The organism is Amycolatopsis sp. cmx-4-54 (assembly GCF_046548895.1).
Taxonomy (GTDB): Bacteria; Actinomycetota; Actinomycetes; order Mycobacteriales; family Pseudonocardiaceae; genus Amycolatopsis.
The window spans coordinates 402,265-417,372 of sequence record NZ_JAEBEJ010000005.1; the positions used below are offsets into that span (position 1 = coordinate 402,265).

Here is a 15,108-nt window from a genome sequence, read left to right on the forward strand (position 1 = left end):
ATGATCGAGAAACTTCTGGTCGCCAACCGCGGCGAGATCGCCCGCCGCGTGTTCCGCACCTGCCGCGACGCCGGGATCGGCACGGTCGCGGTGTTCTCCGACGCGGACGCCGACGCGCCGCACACCACCGAGGCGGACGTCGCCGTCCGGCTGCCGGGTAACGCGCCCTCTGACACCTATCTGCGAGCCGAGCTGCTGATCAAGGCCGCCGTCGAGACCGGCGCCGACGCGGTCCACCCCGGCTACGGTTTCCTGTCCGAGAACGCCGCGTTCGCCCGCGCCGTGATCGACGCGGGGCTCACCTGGGTCGGGCCGCCGCCGGAAGCCATCGAAAGCATGGGCTCCAAGGTCGAGTCCAAGCGGATGATGGCCGAAGCCGGGGTCCCGATCCTGTCCGAATTGGATCCGGCCGAGGTCACCGAAACCGACCTTCCCTTGCTGGTCAAGGCTTCGGCCGGAGGTGGCGGACGCGGGATGCGCGTCGTGCGCTCGCTCGGCGAACTCGCCGAGGCCGTCGAAGGCGCGAGCGCGGAGGCCGCGTCGGCGTTCGGCGACCCGACCGTGTTCTGCGAGCGCTACCTGGAGACCGGCCGTCACATCGAAGTCCAGGTGCTCGCCGATACGCACGGCACGGTGTGGGCGGTGGGGGAGCGCGAATGCTCGATCCAGCGCCGTCACCAGAAGGTCGTCGAAGAGGCGCCGTCGCCGTTCGTCGACGAAACCATGCGGGAGGCGCTGTTCGACGCCGCGCGCAAAGCCGCGCAGGCGATCGACTACGTCGGTGCCGGGACGGTCGAGTTCCTCGCCGGACCGGACGGGCGCTTCTACTTCCTGGAGATGAACACCCGGCTCCAGGTGGAACATCCGGTCACCGAGGCCACGACCGGACTCGACCTCGTCTCGTTGCAACTGCGGATCGCCGAGGGTGAGCATCTCCCGATCGAGGAGCCGGAGACGACCGGCCATGCAATCGAGGTCCGGCTTTACGCCGAAGATCCGGCCGCGGGCTGGCAGCCGCAGAGCGGCACCCTGCACCGCTTCGAACTGCCTGCCGCACAACGGGAATTCGAGATCGGCCCGGGTGTCCGGCTGGATTCCGGTTTCGTCAGCGGCCAGACCGTCGGCGTGCACTACGACCCGATGCTCGCCAAGGTCATCGCCTACGCCCCGGATCGCCGGAGCGCGGCACGGGCACTGGCCGGGGCGTTGGCCGGTGCGGAGATCCACGGCGTGGTGACCAACCGCGATCTGCTGGTGAACGTCCTGCGCCACGAGGCCTTCCTCGACGGCGAGACCGACACGGCGTTCTTCGACCGGCACGGGCTCGAAACCCTGGCCCGTCCACTGGCCACTGTGGACACCGTGCGGATTTCCGCGCTGGCCGCGGCTTTGGCGGGGGCGGCGGCGAATCGCTCGGACGCGCGGGTGCAACGGCGGCTGCCGAGCGGTTGGCGCAACGTCCCCTCCCAGGGGCAGCGCAAACGTTTTCGTCGTGGCGAAGACGAGATCGAAGTCGGCTACAGCCTCGGCCGGGACGGCCTGCGCGCCGACGGTTTCGAAGGTGTCGAACTGGTTTCCGCCGGAAACGGCGCCGTCGTCCTGGAAATTTCCGGGATACGGCGCAAGTTCGCCGTCGCCCGATACGGCGACACGGTGTACGTCGATTCGCCGGAAGGCGCCGTCGAACTCGGTGTGGTGCCGAGGTACACCGACCCCGACGCGGCACTCGCCGCCGGATCGCTGGTGGCGCCGATGCCGGGCACCGTCGTCCGGCTCGCGGTCGAGGCGGGCGACACCGTCAAGACCGGCGATCCGTTGCTGTGGCTCGAAGCGATGAAGATGGAACACCGGATCGCGGCGCCCGCCGACGGCGTCGTGACGGAACTTCCGGTGGTCGTCGGACAACAGGTCGAAGTGGGCACGATCCTCGCGGTGGTAGGAGAGAACGAATGAACGCGATGAACTTCACCGAACCCGAGGAGCGTGTCGCGCTGCGGGCCGCGGTCGCCGAACTCGGCAAGAAGTACGGGCACGAGTACTACGCGAAACAGGCCCGTGCCGGGCTCAAGACCGACGAGCTGTGGGCCGAGGCCGGACGGCTCGGCTACCTCGGCGTCAACCTGCCCGAGGAGTACGGCGGCGGGGGAGCGGGGATCGCGGATCTCGCCGCGGTGCTCGAAGAACTCGCCGCGGCGGGCTGCCCGCTGCTGCTCATGGTCGTCTCGCCGGCGATCTGCGGCACGGTGATCTCGCGGTTCGGCACCGAGGAACAGAAGAAGCGCTGGCTGCCCGGCATCGCCGACGGCAGCGGGCGGATGGTCTTCGCGATCACCGAACCGGACGCCGGGTCGAATTCGCACAAGATCACCACCACCGCGAAACGCGACGGTGACGGCTGGGTCCTCAGCGGACGGAAGGTCTACATCTCCGGTGTCGACGAGGCGGACGCCGTCCTGGTCGTCGGCCGCACCGAGGACGCGAAGACCGGCAAGCTCAAGCCCGCGCTGTTCACCGTCCCGACCGACGCGCCCGGCTTCGAGTACAAGCAGATCGACATGGACATCATCTCGCCGGAGAAGCAGTTCGGCCTGTTCCTCGACGACGTCCACCTGCCCGCCGACGCGCTGGTCGGCGAGGAGGACGCGGCGATCGCGCAGCTGTTCGCCGGGCTCAACCCCGAACGCATCATGGGCGCGTCGTTCTCGCTCGGCATCGCCCGCTACGCGCTGGGCAAAGCCGTCGCCTACGCCAACGAGCGCAAGGTATGGGGCGCGCCGATCGGCACCCACCAGGGTCTCGCGCATCCGCTGGCCGAGATCAAGATCGAACTGGAACTGGCGAAGCTCATGACGCAGAAGGCCGCGTCGCTCTACGACTCCGGTGACGACTTCGGCGCGGGCGAGTCGGCGAACATGGCGAAGTACGCCGCCGCCGAGGTCGCCATCCGCGCGGTCGACCAGGCCGTGCAGACCCACGGCGGCAACGGTCTCGCCAGCGAATACGGGCTGGGCACGCTGGTCACGGCCGTCCGGCTGGGCCGGATCGCGCCGGTGAGCCGCGAGATGGTGCTCAACTTCGTCGGCCAGCACAGCCTCGGCCTGCCCCGCTCCTACTGAGAGGCCGGCCCATGAGCACGCTCCACGGCAAGACGATCATCATCTCCGGCGGCAGCCGCGGGATCGGCGAGGCCATCGCGGTCCGCGCCGCCCGCGACGGAGCGAACATCGCCCTGCTCGCGAAGACCGCCGAGCCACATCCGAAGCTGCCGGGGACGCTCTACACCGCGGCCAAGGCGATCGAGGACGCCGGCGGGCAGGCGTTGCCGATCGTCGGCGACGTCCGGGACGACACGTCGGTCGAGGCCGCGATCGCGAGGACCGCGGAGCAGTTCGGCGGCATCGACATCGTGCTCAACAACGCCAGCGCGATCGACCTGACCCCGACCGAGACGGTCAGCATGAAGCGCTACGACCTGATGCAGGACATCAACGCGCGCGGGTCGTTCCTGCTGTCGAAACTCGCCATTCCGTACCTGAAGCAGGCGGAGAACGCGCATGTCCTGACGCTGTCGCCGCCGATCAGCCTCGACGAGAAGTGGTTCCAGGCCGGGCATCTCGCGTACAGCATCGCGAAGTACTCGATGAGCCTGGTGACGGTCGGGCTCGCCGCGGAACTGCGGCGGTACGGGATCGCGGCGAACTCGCTGTGGCCGCGGACGACGATCGACACCGCGGCGATCCGCAACGTCGTCGGCGCGGAACTGGCGGCCAGGTCGCGGACGCCGGAGATCATGGCGGACGCGGCGCACGCGATCCTGACCAAACCGAGCACCGAGGCGACGGGGAACTTCTACCTCGACGACGAGGTGCTGGCCGCCGAAGGGATCACGGACTTCTCGAAGTACCGCGTCGGCGGGCGCGAGGAAGACCTGCAGCTCGATTTCTGGGTCGAAGGCCGTACCCCGTGATCCGCGAACCACAGCAGGAGCGCAGCCGCACGACTCGGCGGCGGCTGGTCGAGGCCGCCGTCGAGACGATCGCGGAGCTGGGCTGGAACGGGACCACCGTCGCGCTGATCGCCGAACGCGCCGGGGTCTCGCGCGGTGCCGCCCAGCACCACTTCCCGACCAGGGAGGATCTGGTCGCGGCCGCGGTCGAGCATGTCGGCGAGATCCAGATCGTGGAACTGCGCGCCCGCGCGGCGGAACTGCCGTCGGGGCGCTCGCGGATCGAACGGGCCGTCGACATGGTGCTCAACCTCTACGGCGGGCCGATGTTCCGCGCCGCGCTCCATCTGTGGGTCGCGGCGTCGACCGACGAGTCGCTGCGCGCGACGCTGGTGCCGCTGGAAGCCCGGGTCGGCAGGGAGGCGCACCGGGTGACCGTCGAACTGCTCGGTGTCGACGAGTCCCACCAGGGCGTTCGCGAGCTGGTCCAGGCCACTCTCGATCTTGCCCGGGGCCTGGGCCTGGCGAGTCTGCTGACCGACGACACGAAGCGGCGCAAGCAGATCGTCGCCCAGTGGGCGCGGGTACTGGAACCCACTTTGGCGCCCGCGAAGATCTCACGGAACCGAGAAGTCACCGACAACGTCTGAGATCTTGTTAACACTGATGGAGCAGCGGCCGATAACACGGTGTAAGTGCTGCTGATTCAGGTGGCTGATCGAGAGAGGTCCGTCCGGTGTCCGGTTCAGAGGTCGAACTGTCCCATCGCGCGATGGCGATGCTGCGAGCGGTCGCGGCGCGCCGTGCCCAGATGTCGTGCAGCTGCGAGCCGGATCTCTTCATCGACGGGTTCGCCTGTTGTGATCAGATGACCGCGCACGCGCTGGCTCACGGTGGCTACATCCGCCCCGCCGAGTCCACCGGCCTCTCCGCGGTCACCGGCCGGGTGTCCGCCGAGCTGACCGAGGCGGGCGAAGCCGCCATCGCGGTCACCGCAGCCGCCTGACCCTTCACCGCATCGTCTGTCCGCAGTGGACGACGACCGTTTACAACCACCTCCCGCGTTCCTAGGATCCACCCCGGGACGAGGCCGTCGCCACCGAGCGGCGAACCGGGTAGGGAGGTGCCGATGGCACGCACGGCTCGCCGTGATTCCGGCGAGGACGCCCTGAGTGAGCTGATGCGGAAAGCCGGCGCGGCACCCCGTCGCCGGGGGCCGCGCGGGCCGAAGCACCGGGCCCCGGACGCCGCTTCCGGCAGCAGGAGGATCCGGCGGATCTCGGCGCTTTCGGCGGGCGGTGTCGTCGTCGGCGGACTGCTGGCCGTGCTGCTCACCCCGGCCGAGCAGGCCGAGGTCATCCCGGGGATGCCCCTCTCGCCGCCGTCGCTGATCATCGCCCCGCAGGCCGTCGAGGTGCCGGACGACGCGGTGCCTTCACCTGTCCCGTCGGGGCCTTCGGGCGGCAGCGTCGCGCCTCCGCCGCCGATGACCGCGTCGATGCACGGCTCGGAGACACCGTCCCCGACGCCCACGCCGGCGCCCACGCCCGAGGAACGGCCGGATCCGCGTGCCGGTCATCACGAGTGGTACTACGACTGGAATCACGGCGGATATCCCGGTGGCGGCCGGTGGCCGCAGTGGGGCGGATAGCGCCGATCGGGTGAGCAGAGGTATCGCTCACCGTCGAATGATGATTACGGTTCTCCCCGGATTTCGTCCTTTCGTGTCCGGTGTGCCCATTCCCGTGCCCTGAGTTCGATCAGCTCCCTACGATGGTCCGCAATCTTCGATCCCTTCCGGACCACAGCTAGGGGCTGAACAGGAAAGATGAGTGTGGGGCGACATTCTCCCGCGGTGAAGCTCACCCGGAGAATGCTGATCAATCGCGAGGTGGGGGCACCTTCAAGGCCGCAACCGGTGACGCTGTTGCTCGGACCGGTCGGTTCGGGTAAGACAACGGCGCTGGAGGCGATCCGGCACGACCTCGGCTGGGGTGTCGTGCACGCCGGATTCGACTTCGGACGCGGCGACCGGCCGAGTACGGTCGACGTGCTGACGAAGCTTGCCTACGCGCTGTCGAGCAAATGGCGGAATCGGCCGAAACCGCAGTTCGTCCGCTTCACCATTGCGTTGATCGCGGTCCAGGCGGATCTGCCGGGGCGGAATCGTAATGATGACCGGAATCAGCTCAAGACACTGATCACCACTTTCCATGGAATCCGCTGGACGCCGCAGGCCGACGAATTGCTCAACACGCTGACGGATACCGCGAAGGCGACGGGTCTCGTCGAATCCGCTTACGCCGACGTGTTCCGCCAGGCGTTCCCGCATCTGGTCCGGAACATCCGGCCACGGCTCGGCAAGGCGCTGAAGTACCTCGCTGACTTCCCGAACGCCGAGGGCAAGGATCCGTTCGACGCACTGATCGAACTCAACCGGCTCGCGCACGGCACTGCCCGGGACGACAAGGCGGTCACCGAATGGCTGATCGCGGCCTTCCTCGGTGACGTCCGGGAGAACCACCGGAAGATGGCCAAACCGGAGGAGAAGAGCCCGTGTGCCTGTGACCTTTCCGAGCGCCACAGGCACTGGCACAACTGGGTGCTGCTGCTGGACGACGTCGATCACGCCGGCGGCACGGAGTTCCTCGCCGATCTGATCGCCGCGCGGGAACGGTACGTCCTGCAACACCCGAACGACCGGGACACCCACGACGCGCTGCTGGTCGTCGCCACCAGCGGGCGGTGGCACCAGGACTGGGGAACGGCATGGCTGGCGCCGTGGAAACCGGCGGCTTCGGCGCCGCCCGCGGTCCGGCCGGTGGTCGCCTGCGAGGAGGCAGGCTACGAGGACTGGGCGAATCCGCGCGCGGGGGAGCTCGAATCCCCCTACTACCCCGTCATGCTCACGCCGCAGCCGATCGGGCAGATCGCGCGTGTCCTCGATTCCGGTGCGACGACCCCCAAGGTGAAACTCGCGCATCTGGCGACCGGTGGGCTGCCGTCGGCGATCGAGCGGATCGCGGGCACGTTGCGGGGAAGAGAGGTACGGGAAGGCGCCCGTGACGTGCTCACCACCGCTGCCGACAGCGAGCAGGATCCGTGTTACCGCAGGTTGAAGGAACTGGGCTTGACCGAACATCTCGACGGCGTCCACATCGACGACTTCGTGACCGCCGCCCCGTTCGCCACCGCGCCCTGGCTGATCCCGGACGCCGCGCAGAGCCGGATCGACCAGCCGCACGTCGGGCGGATCCTGACCGAACTGCGCATCGCGCTGTGGGTGACGGCGAAGAACTCCGCCGCCACCACCGAGGGCCAGGCCGCCCTGCACCCGTGGATCGCCGCGAACCTGGTGTCCGCGCTGGCACGGCGCGATGACGGGCCGACCTACGCCGGCCAGTTCGAGGCGCTGCGCGACGACCCGGACACCGCGCAGGACCCCGTGCGGCTGGCCTACTGCAACCTCGCGCTGGGCGACATCGGCGCGGTGGTCAGCTTCTTCGAAAGCGAGTTCAACCGGATCCCGCACGCCGAGTGGATCGCGAAGCTCCACCTCGTCCTGCACGCGCCGGACGACCTGCCGCCCGGGCGGAAACACGCCGAGTTGTACGAAGAACTCGTCAATCTGGACTCCGCTTGCCAGCCGGACGGCCGGACCGAGATCCGCAACAACATCGCCCGGCTCATCGCGGCGGGCTGGCTGACCGCCAACCCGTTCGCGGTCCGCGGTCTGGACCAGCAGCAGGTGATCGAAAACGCTTTCGCCGCGCTGGCCACGACCTCGCATCGTCCCGACGTCGGCGCCCTCGTGGCGGCCAAGGATCTCGCCCGTCGCGGCGAGTTCCCCTGAACTCGAACGGAACTCCGTGATGTCCTGGTTCGAATCGGTGAAGACCCGGCTTTCCCGTACCCGCCATCGCGCGCCTGCCGGCCCGCCGGTGCGTCCGCGCGGCTGGGCCCAACGCCACCGCGCCCTGCTCTCGGCGGTCGTGGTCGTCCTCCTCGGCGCACTCCTGGTCGCGATCAAACCGTGGGAGAACTGTGGGGCCGGCCTGCGTTCGGTGGACGCGGACGAGAAATCGTCAGGCTCGTCCTATGCCTGCGTCGGCATCAATCTCGAGTCCGGTCCGATGCGGGAGAACGACCCGTTCGCCGAACTGGAGCAACTCATCAAGGCCCGCAATGACGAAGCGGGAACGGACTTCAGGACCATCGTGGTGCTGGAGAACTTCACCCCGAATCCGAAGGTCGACAGTCAGCCGATCGAGTTCGTGAAACACGAGATCCAGGGCGCCATCACCGCCGCGTGGCCGAGGAACGGCCGGGCCGGAATCAGGCTTTTGCTGGCCAACTACGGCAGCAACGCCACCCACTGGAAGGACGTCGCCGAGGAGATCATCGCGGCCGCGGCGAGCCAGCACATCGTCGCCGTCACCGACGTCGGGGTCAGCTCGGAGCACAGCCGGGCGCTGGTCGCGGAACTGTCCGCGAACGGCATCGCGACGATCGGCGCCACCGTCACCGCGGACAACATGAACGTCGATCCGCAGGGCAAACGGATCGACAACTTCTTCCGTGTCGGGCCGACCAACACCGACGAGGCACGCGCCGCCGCCGAGTACATCGCGGCGCACGGTTTCCGCCGGGTGATGATGATCCGGGGCACCGGCGTGGAGGACACCTACGCGACCACGCTCGCGGAAGCCTTTCAGAGCGCGTCGAAGGTTCCGGTCCTGTTCACCAAGGGATACAACAGCATCCCGTTGTTCGACGCATCGAGGGAGGACTATCTGCGGAACCTGTTCCGCGGCTACCATTCCGACATCTGCGGCGCCAAACCCGATCTCATCTACTTCGCCGGGCGGGGGCTCGATCTCGGCGCGTTCGTGAAGGCACTGGCCGGGGACGGCGCCTGTGAAGGGCTCGACTCGGTGACCGTGATGACCGGGGACGACGCGAGCACGCTCGCCGGGCAGGCCTTGCCGCTGGACAAGGACATCGGGATCCGGCTCCGGTACACGGCGCTGGCCTATCCCGACCAGTGGGACATGTTCGCCGCCGATCCGGCGTATCCGACCTACAAGAAGAACCACGACAATTTCGTCGCCGAGTTCACGCGGCGGTTCCCGCGTGGCGGACTGTGGGACGGCGCCGCGATGATCGAGCACGACGCGGTGGCCGTCGCGGTCCGGGCGGCAGGGGACAACGTGTCGGCCGATCCGGTCTCGGTGCCGAACGTGGTGCGCAACATCGACTGCAATTCCTCGGTGCCCGGCGCCACCGGAGCCATCGCCTTCGATCGGACGACGGGGAATCAGCTCGACAAGGCGTTGCCGATTCTGTCGATCGATCCGGACGGTTCGGTGCATCCGGTCGACCTCGTGTGGTCGCGCGGGCGGCCGCTGAACACGGCGCCGGACTGCGGTCGCTGACGCTTTGTGGAGGCGACGTGGTGAAGGCCTCCTTCCCTACCTTGAGAGTAGGGAAGAAGGCCTTCACGGACTGACACCGGTGGGGAACGGAAGTCAGCCGGTGTAACCCGCCACGATCTTGGTGTAGTCGTACTTGCCCTGCGGGATTCCCGCACAGTTGTTGCAGTCGCGGTTCACCGCCCAGAACGACAACCGGGCGAGATGTTTGCTCGCCGCGTAGTCCCGGATCGCGCGGAAGTCGGCGAAGCTGACGGTCTCGCCCGCCACATCGGTCTTGCCGTTCATCGACGAAAGGCCGCTGCGCCGGTAGGCCGCGTCGTCGCTCAGGCCGAATGTGGACTTCACGACGTTCTTCAGCCCGTCCACGGCACTGCGGGTCTTGCCGGCCATGTCACCGCCGCTGGAGAAGTTGAACGGCATGACCGACCACGCGTCGACTCCCGCGCCGAGCGTCTTGGACTGGTTGATGAGCCGCTTCCCGTGCGAGTTGGGGCCGCCGACGTCGGTCGGGATGGTGATGACCACGCGCAGGCCGGGGTTCTTCTGCTTCGTGATCTTGACGGCGTTCAGGATCCGGTCCTGGACGGTGTGGTTCTCGAACTCGTCGGTGTTCTCGACGTCGAGGTCGATCGCCTTGAGTTTGTAGGCGTCGATGACCTTCTGATAAGCGCCGGCGAGGGCGGCGGCTGTGCCGCATTTCGGGCCGAGCTTCGTGCCCGACCAGCCGCCGAACGACGGGATCACGTCGCCGCCCTTGGCCCGGATGGTGGCGATGATCGTGGCGTCGGAGCCGGTGAGGGAACGGCTGCCGTCCCATTTCGGGTTGCAGCCGCCGTCGGAGAGGATGAACGCGAGGGTGAAGGCCTTGACGCCGGTGGCGTTCATCGCGGCGATCGGGTCCGTCTGTCCCGACCACTGGTACAGATAGGGCGAGGCGAGCACCGGGTCCGGGGCCGCCGAGGCGACGGGGGCGAGGCCGGCGGTCGTGGCGAGAGCGGCGCCGACAGTGGTGGCCAGTGTCGCCCAGCGTCGTAAGGATTTCATCGGTCCTCCAACTGTTTCGCGCGCGGCGAGGCGCGCAGATGTGGAGCACCTCCGTCTTGACGCGGCGTATCAACCTGGAGAGTGCGCTTACCCACGGTGGACTAGACCATTGAGGACTGTCAAGAATTCACCGGAACACCCACCGGAAACGACCGACCTTAGTAGGGGGGTCATGACCCGGAAAGCGGATCGACACCATCGCGATTACCGGCTAGTTTGCCGAAATGGTGGGGGACTCCCTGATGGCGACCGGAAGCCGCGACCGGAGAGACCGGCTCGCCGCGCCGCGGCGGATACTGGGGTCGTGGTGCCTGTGGGAAATACCCAGGCGCGGCCTGATCGGGTATCTGCTCCTCGTCGACTTCGCCGCCATCGCCGCCACCACCTATCTCTTCGTGCTGCGGCCGCCCGCGTCGTCGTCGTTTCTTCCGTTTTCCGCTCTGTTGACCGGAATGATCCTCAGTTCGGAGCTTTCGCGCCCGGTCGAGCGGTCCCGCGCCGACACCCGGCTCGGCGCCGGGCTGGACGCGGCGTGGATTTTCGCGGGCGCGCTCCTGCTGCCGCCCGCACTGGCCGCGGTGCTCGTCGCCGCCTCGGCGGGACATCGCTGGTTCCGGATCCGGCGCGGGATTCCGCATCGGCAGGTGTTCGCGGCGTCGGCGACCATGCTTTCGGCGCTCGGTGCCTCGATCATCCCGGTACTGCTGGGTGCGCAGCCGTTCATCGGCGCGGCAAGGGATTTCGAAAGTTTCGCCCTGGTTTTCGCGACCGGACTGGTCTTCCTGTCCGTCGACGCCGCTTTGGCCGCACCGGCGGCCGAATTCGGGGCGGAACCGTCGGGATTCGCCTTCGACGCGGCGATGGTCGCGTTCGGATTGTTGCTCGCCTGGTCGGCGGCGGACTGGCCGTTGGTCACCGTGGTACTCGCGGGCGCACTCGTGGTACTTCACCGGGCGGGAACGATGCGCGCCCTGCGTGGCCACGCGGGCACGGACTCCGGCACCGGACTGCTCACCGCGTCGTCCTGGTTGGACGGTGCCCGCACCCAGTTCGAGCTGCTTCGCGGCCGTGGCGCCGATTTTTCGCTGCTGATGCTCGACCTCGACCATTTCGCCCGGCTCAACGACCGGTACGGCAGGCACGTCGGCGACGACGTCCTCCGGGCCGTGGCGGACACTTTGCGCGCCGAAGTCCGAGCCGCGGACCTGGTCGGCCGGTTCGGCGGCGAGGAGTTCGTGGTCCTGCTGCCGGGCACGAGCCGGTTCGACGCGCACGCCATCGCCGAACGCATCCGGCTCCGGATCTCCTCGACCTTCGTCTCACTGGATGGGAAGTTCGCCGGGGCGACCGTCTCGATCGGAGTGTCGTCGCATCCCGCCTGCGGTGAGACGCTCGACCGGCTCGTCGGCGCGGCGGATCAGGCGCTGCGCGCGGCGAAGGGGGCCGGGCGCAACCGGACCGTCGTGTTCGAGGCCTAGCGCGTGTTTCACAAGTCAAGTTCGCGGTCTTCGCGCCCAGGCGGCCCCTGACGGCACGGGCGGATGCGGCCGAGTACGACCCGGTACGAGGCCGATCCGCCCCGCACCGTCGAGGAACCACCTGGATCACGAAGCCCATCGAACAGACTCGTGAAACACGCGCTAGCTTTCGGCCGGGACGCCGATGTCCTCGAACCAGAGGTCCGGGTGATCCCGGATGAACTCGGTCATCAGCGCGGTGCATGCCGGATCGTCGAGCAGCGTGATCTCGACGCCGTGCTCCTCGAGCCAGCCGTGCCCGCCTTCGAACGTGGTGGCCTCGCCGATGACGACCCGGCCGATGCCGAACTGGCGCACCAGCCCGCTGCAGTACCAGCAGGGGGACAGCGTGGTGACCATGATCGTGTCCCGGTAGTGCGGCCGCCTGCCCGCGTTCCGGAAGGCCGAGGTCTCGGCGTGCATCGACGGGTCGCCGTCCTGGACCCGCCGGTTGTGACCGCGGCCGAGCAGGACGCCGGCGGTGTCGAAGAGAGCGGCACCGATCGGGACCCCGCCCTCGGCCTTGCCGAGTTCGGCCTCTTCACGGGCGACGGACAACATGCGCGCGGGATCGATCACGTAGGTCACCTTACGGCTCGTGAGTGGTGCGCGATAAGGGGAAGGCGACGCGTTGCGAAAGCCACTTTCGCAACCTTCAACGTTGCGAAAGTGGCTTTCGCAACGTCGGCGTGGTCGGCCGATGGGGTGATGGGGACATGCGCGCCGCGCCCGGCCCGTGATCGCCCAGCCGGCCCGCCTCAATGCGGACCGGACCTGTCCTGAATATCTGCCACACTCCTCCCATGAAGCGAGCGAACCGATGACCACGGGCACGTCGGCACGGCTGCTGAGGCTGCTGTCCCTGCTGCAGGCGCGTCGCGACTGGCCGGGCGCCGATCTCGCCGACCGGCTGAAGGTGGACGTCCGCACGGTCCGGCGCGACGTCGAGCGGCTGCGCGAGCTGGGCTACCCGGTGCACGCCACGCCCGGCGTCGCGGGCGGCTACCGGCTCGGCGCGGGGGCCGCGTTGCCGCCGCTGCTGCTGGACGACGACGAGGCCGTCGCGGTCGCCGTCGGGCTCCGCACGGCCGCGAACGGGACGGTCTCGGGGATCGAGGAGACCTCGGTGCGCGCGCTCACGAAACTGGAGCAGGTGCTGCCCGCACGGCTGCGGCACCGGATCACCGCGTTGAACACCGCGATGATCCCGCTCGGCGGCGTCGTCCCGGTCATCGACGCGGCGGCGCTGACGGTCATCGCGTCCGCCTGCCGTGACCATCAGCGGCTCCGGTTCGGCTACCGCAGCCACAACGGTGACGTCAGCGAGCGCTACATCGAGCCGTTGCGCCTGGTGCACACCGGGCGCCGGTGGTACCTGGTCGCGTTCGACCTCGACCGTGACGACTGGCGGACCTTCCGCGTCGACCGCATCGACGGCGTCCCGGACACGAGTTTCCGGTTCACCCCGAGGGAGCCGCCCGCCGAGGACCTCGCCGCGTACGTCTCCCGCGGGATCACCTCGTCGCCGTATCCGCACCAGATGGTGCTGCGGGTGAACGCCTCGGCGGACTCGCTCGCCGAATACGTGTCCCCGACCGTGGGGACGATCGAGGCCATCGACGAGCACACCTGCCGGGTCCGGGTCGGCTCCAACGACCTTTCCGTGATGCCCTACTACCTCGCCCATTGGGACGTCGACTTCGTGGTGGAAGAGGCGCCGGACGAGGTCAAGGAGCGGCTACGGCTGGTCGCCGACCGTTTCGCGCGCGCGGTCGTCTGAGTCCGAAGTGGACCGTGCGCGTTTGGCGAGCAGGCCGATCGAGCCGAGCGAGATCAGGGCCAGCACGATGATGTAGAGCGAGACCGACATCGAGGTCCCGGTGGATTCCAGCAGCAGCACCATGATGAACGGCGCGAGCCCGCCGCCGACGACCGCGCTGATCTGGTAGCCGAGCGAGGCGCCGGTGTAGCGCATCTCGGCGGTGAAGAGCTCGGCGAACAGTGCCGCCTGCGGGCCGTACATGATGCCGAGGAACAGCGATCCGACGAACGAGGCGATCACGAACAGTGGCAGCGAGGCCGTGTCGATCAACAGGAACATCGGGATCGCCCAGAGCGCGACGCCCGCCGCGCCGAAGGTGTAGATCTTGAGCCTGCCGATCCGGTCGGACAGTTTCGCCGACAGCGGGATGATCGCCAGCTGCAGGGTGCTGATCAGTAGGGTCGCGACGAGCACGGTGGTCCGCGACATCCCCAGATGGCGGGTGGCGTAGTCGAGGACGCCGTTCAGCAGGATGTAGAAGGTGGCGGTGTTGACCATGAACGAACCGCCGGCCAGCAGCACCGTGCCCTTGTGGTCGCGCAGGACGTCACGCAGCGGCGACTTGGCGCGGCCGCGTTCCTCGGCGGCGAGTTTCGCTTCCGCGCGACGGAATTCAGGGGTTTCGTCGATCTTGACGTGCATGTACCAGGCCAGCCCGAGCACGAGGACGCCCACCAGGAACGGGATCCGCCATGCCCAGACGAGGAAATCCGATGGCGGCGCGACCTGGGCGGCGATCAGGAACACCGTGTTCGCCAGTACGACCCCGATCGGGACGCCGAGTTGCACGAGGCTGCCGTAGAGACCCCGTTTGCCGGGCGGCGCGTACTCGGTGGCGAGCAGCATCGCGCCACCCCATTGGGCGCCGACGGCGACCCCCTGCACGAGCCGGAGCAGGACCAGGAGGATCGGTGCGGCGATGCCGATCGTGTCGTAGGTCGGCAGCAGGCCGATCAGCGTGGTCGCCGCGCCCATCAGCGCGATCGCCAGTACCAGCACGGGTTTCCGGCCGCGTTTGTCGCCGAGACTGCCCGCGATGATCCCGCCGAGCGGCCGGGCGAGGAAGCCGACCGCGAAGGTCGCGAACGAGGCGAGGACGCCGGCCGCCGCGTTGGTGGTGGGGAAGAAGGTCTTCCCGAAGACCAGCGCGGCCGCGATCCCGAAGACGAAGTAGTCGTACCACTCGACCGAGGAGGCGAGTGCCGCCGCGGTCGCGGCCCTTCGGCGCTGGGACACGGTGATCGTCGGTTCGGCGGCGGTTTCCGGGGCGTTCGGTGCGGTGTCGGCCATCTGGATGCCCTTCGCTCGGCGCTGCTGCGGCGATGCAGTCCGGGCAAGTTAACA

At 68.5% G+C, this 15,108-nt stretch carries 13 protein-coding genes; 10 read left to right on the forward strand and 3 right to left on the reverse strand.

All coding sequences use genetic code 11. The features are described from left to right. The 8 genes from ACLJQ7_RS19080 (at position 1) to ACLJQ7_RS19115 (ending at position 9,381) form a co-directional block, all read left to right on the forward strand. Positions 1-1,953 (forward strand): biotin carboxylase N-terminal domain-containing protein, encoded by a 1,953-nt coding sequence (locus ACLJQ7_RS19080; protein ID WP_410649521.1) that lies wholly within the window; start codon positions 1-3, stop codon positions 1,951-1,953. After that, positions 1,950-3,116 (forward strand): acyl-CoA dehydrogenase family protein, encoded by a 1,167-nt coding sequence (locus ACLJQ7_RS19085; RefSeq protein ID WP_410649522.1) that lies wholly within the window; start codon positions 1,950-1,952, stop codon positions 3,114-3,116. The genes ACLJQ7_RS19080 and ACLJQ7_RS19085 overlap by 4 nt, the downstream gene beginning before the upstream one ends. Positions 3,117-3,127: 11 nt before the next feature. Continuing rightward, the gene (locus tag ACLJQ7_RS19090) at positions 3,128-3,967 is read left to right on the forward strand and encodes an SDR family oxidoreductase (RefSeq protein ID WP_410649523.1); all 840 of its coding nucleotides are present in this window, start codon (positions 3,128-3,130) and stop codon (positions 3,965-3,967) included. Beyond that, positions 3,964-4,596 (forward strand): TetR/AcrR family transcriptional regulator, encoded by a 633-nt coding sequence (locus tag ACLJQ7_RS19095; protein WP_410649524.1) that lies wholly within the window; start codon positions 3,964-3,966, stop codon positions 4,594-4,596. The genes ACLJQ7_RS19090 and ACLJQ7_RS19095 overlap by 4 nt, the downstream gene beginning before the upstream one ends. An 86-nt stretch (positions 4,597-4,682) precedes the next feature. Continuing rightward, positions 4,683-4,952 (forward strand): hypothetical protein, encoded by a 270-nt coding sequence (locus ACLJQ7_RS19100; RefSeq protein ID WP_410649525.1) that lies wholly within the window; start codon positions 4,683-4,685, stop codon positions 4,950-4,952. A 123-nt stretch (positions 4,953-5,075) separates the two neighbouring features. Continuing rightward, positions 5,076-5,597 (forward strand): hypothetical protein, encoded by a 522-nt coding sequence (locus ACLJQ7_RS19105; protein WP_410649526.1) that lies wholly within the window; start codon positions 5,076-5,078, stop codon positions 5,595-5,597. 267 nt (positions 5,598-5,864) lie between these two features. Further along, positions 5,865-7,799: a hypothetical protein gene (locus tag ACLJQ7_RS19110; protein ID WP_410649527.1), complete on the forward strand. Its 1,935-nt coding sequence runs from the start codon at positions 5,865-5,867 to the stop codon at positions 7,797-7,799. A 19-nt stretch (positions 7,800-7,818) separates the two neighbouring features. Further along, complete coding sequence (locus tag ACLJQ7_RS19115; protein ID WP_410649528.1) at positions 7,819-9,381, forward strand: ABC transporter substrate-binding protein; 1,563 nt, start codon at positions 7,819-7,821, stop codon at positions 9,379-9,381. Positions 9,382-9,474: 93 nt separating this feature from the next. Here the strand turns inward: ACLJQ7_RS19115 and ACLJQ7_RS19120 are convergent, their stop codons facing one another. Then, positions 9,475-10,425 (reverse strand): chitinase, encoded by a 951-nt coding sequence (locus tag ACLJQ7_RS19120; RefSeq protein WP_410649529.1) that lies wholly within the window; start codon positions 10,423-10,425, stop codon positions 9,475-9,477. 224 nt (positions 10,426-10,649) lie between these two features. Between ACLJQ7_RS19120 and ACLJQ7_RS19125 the strand changes: the two genes are divergently transcribed. After that, on the forward strand, positions 10,650-11,903 hold the full coding sequence (locus ACLJQ7_RS19125) for a GGDEF domain-containing protein (RefSeq protein WP_410649530.1): 1,254 nt from the start codon (positions 10,650-10,652) through the stop codon (positions 11,901-11,903). A 162-nt stretch (positions 11,904-12,065) separates the two neighbouring features. Here the strand turns inward: ACLJQ7_RS19125 and ACLJQ7_RS19130 are convergent, their stop codons facing one another. Further along, positions 12,066-12,503 carry a nucleoside deaminase gene (locus ACLJQ7_RS19130; RefSeq protein ID WP_410649817.1) on the reverse strand — a complete coding sequence of 146 codons (438 nt, stop codon included), beginning with the start codon at positions 12,501-12,503 and terminating at the stop codon, positions 12,066-12,068. A gap of 259 nt (positions 12,504-12,762) precedes the next feature. On the opposite strand from ACLJQ7_RS19130, the gene ACLJQ7_RS19135 reads away from it, so the two are divergent. Then, positions 12,763-13,722: a helix-turn-helix transcriptional regulator gene (locus ACLJQ7_RS19135; protein WP_410649531.1), complete on the forward strand. Its 960-nt coding sequence runs from the start codon at positions 12,763-12,765 to the stop codon at positions 13,720-13,722. Here ACLJQ7_RS19135 and ACLJQ7_RS19140 read toward each other — a convergent pair. Further along, positions 13,681-15,054: an MFS transporter gene (locus ACLJQ7_RS19140; RefSeq protein ID WP_410649532.1), complete on the reverse strand. Its 1,374-nt coding sequence runs from the start codon at positions 15,052-15,054 to the stop codon at positions 13,681-13,683. The genes ACLJQ7_RS19135 and ACLJQ7_RS19140 overlap by 42 nt on opposite strands. Positions 15,055-15,108 lie beyond the last annotated feature (54 nt).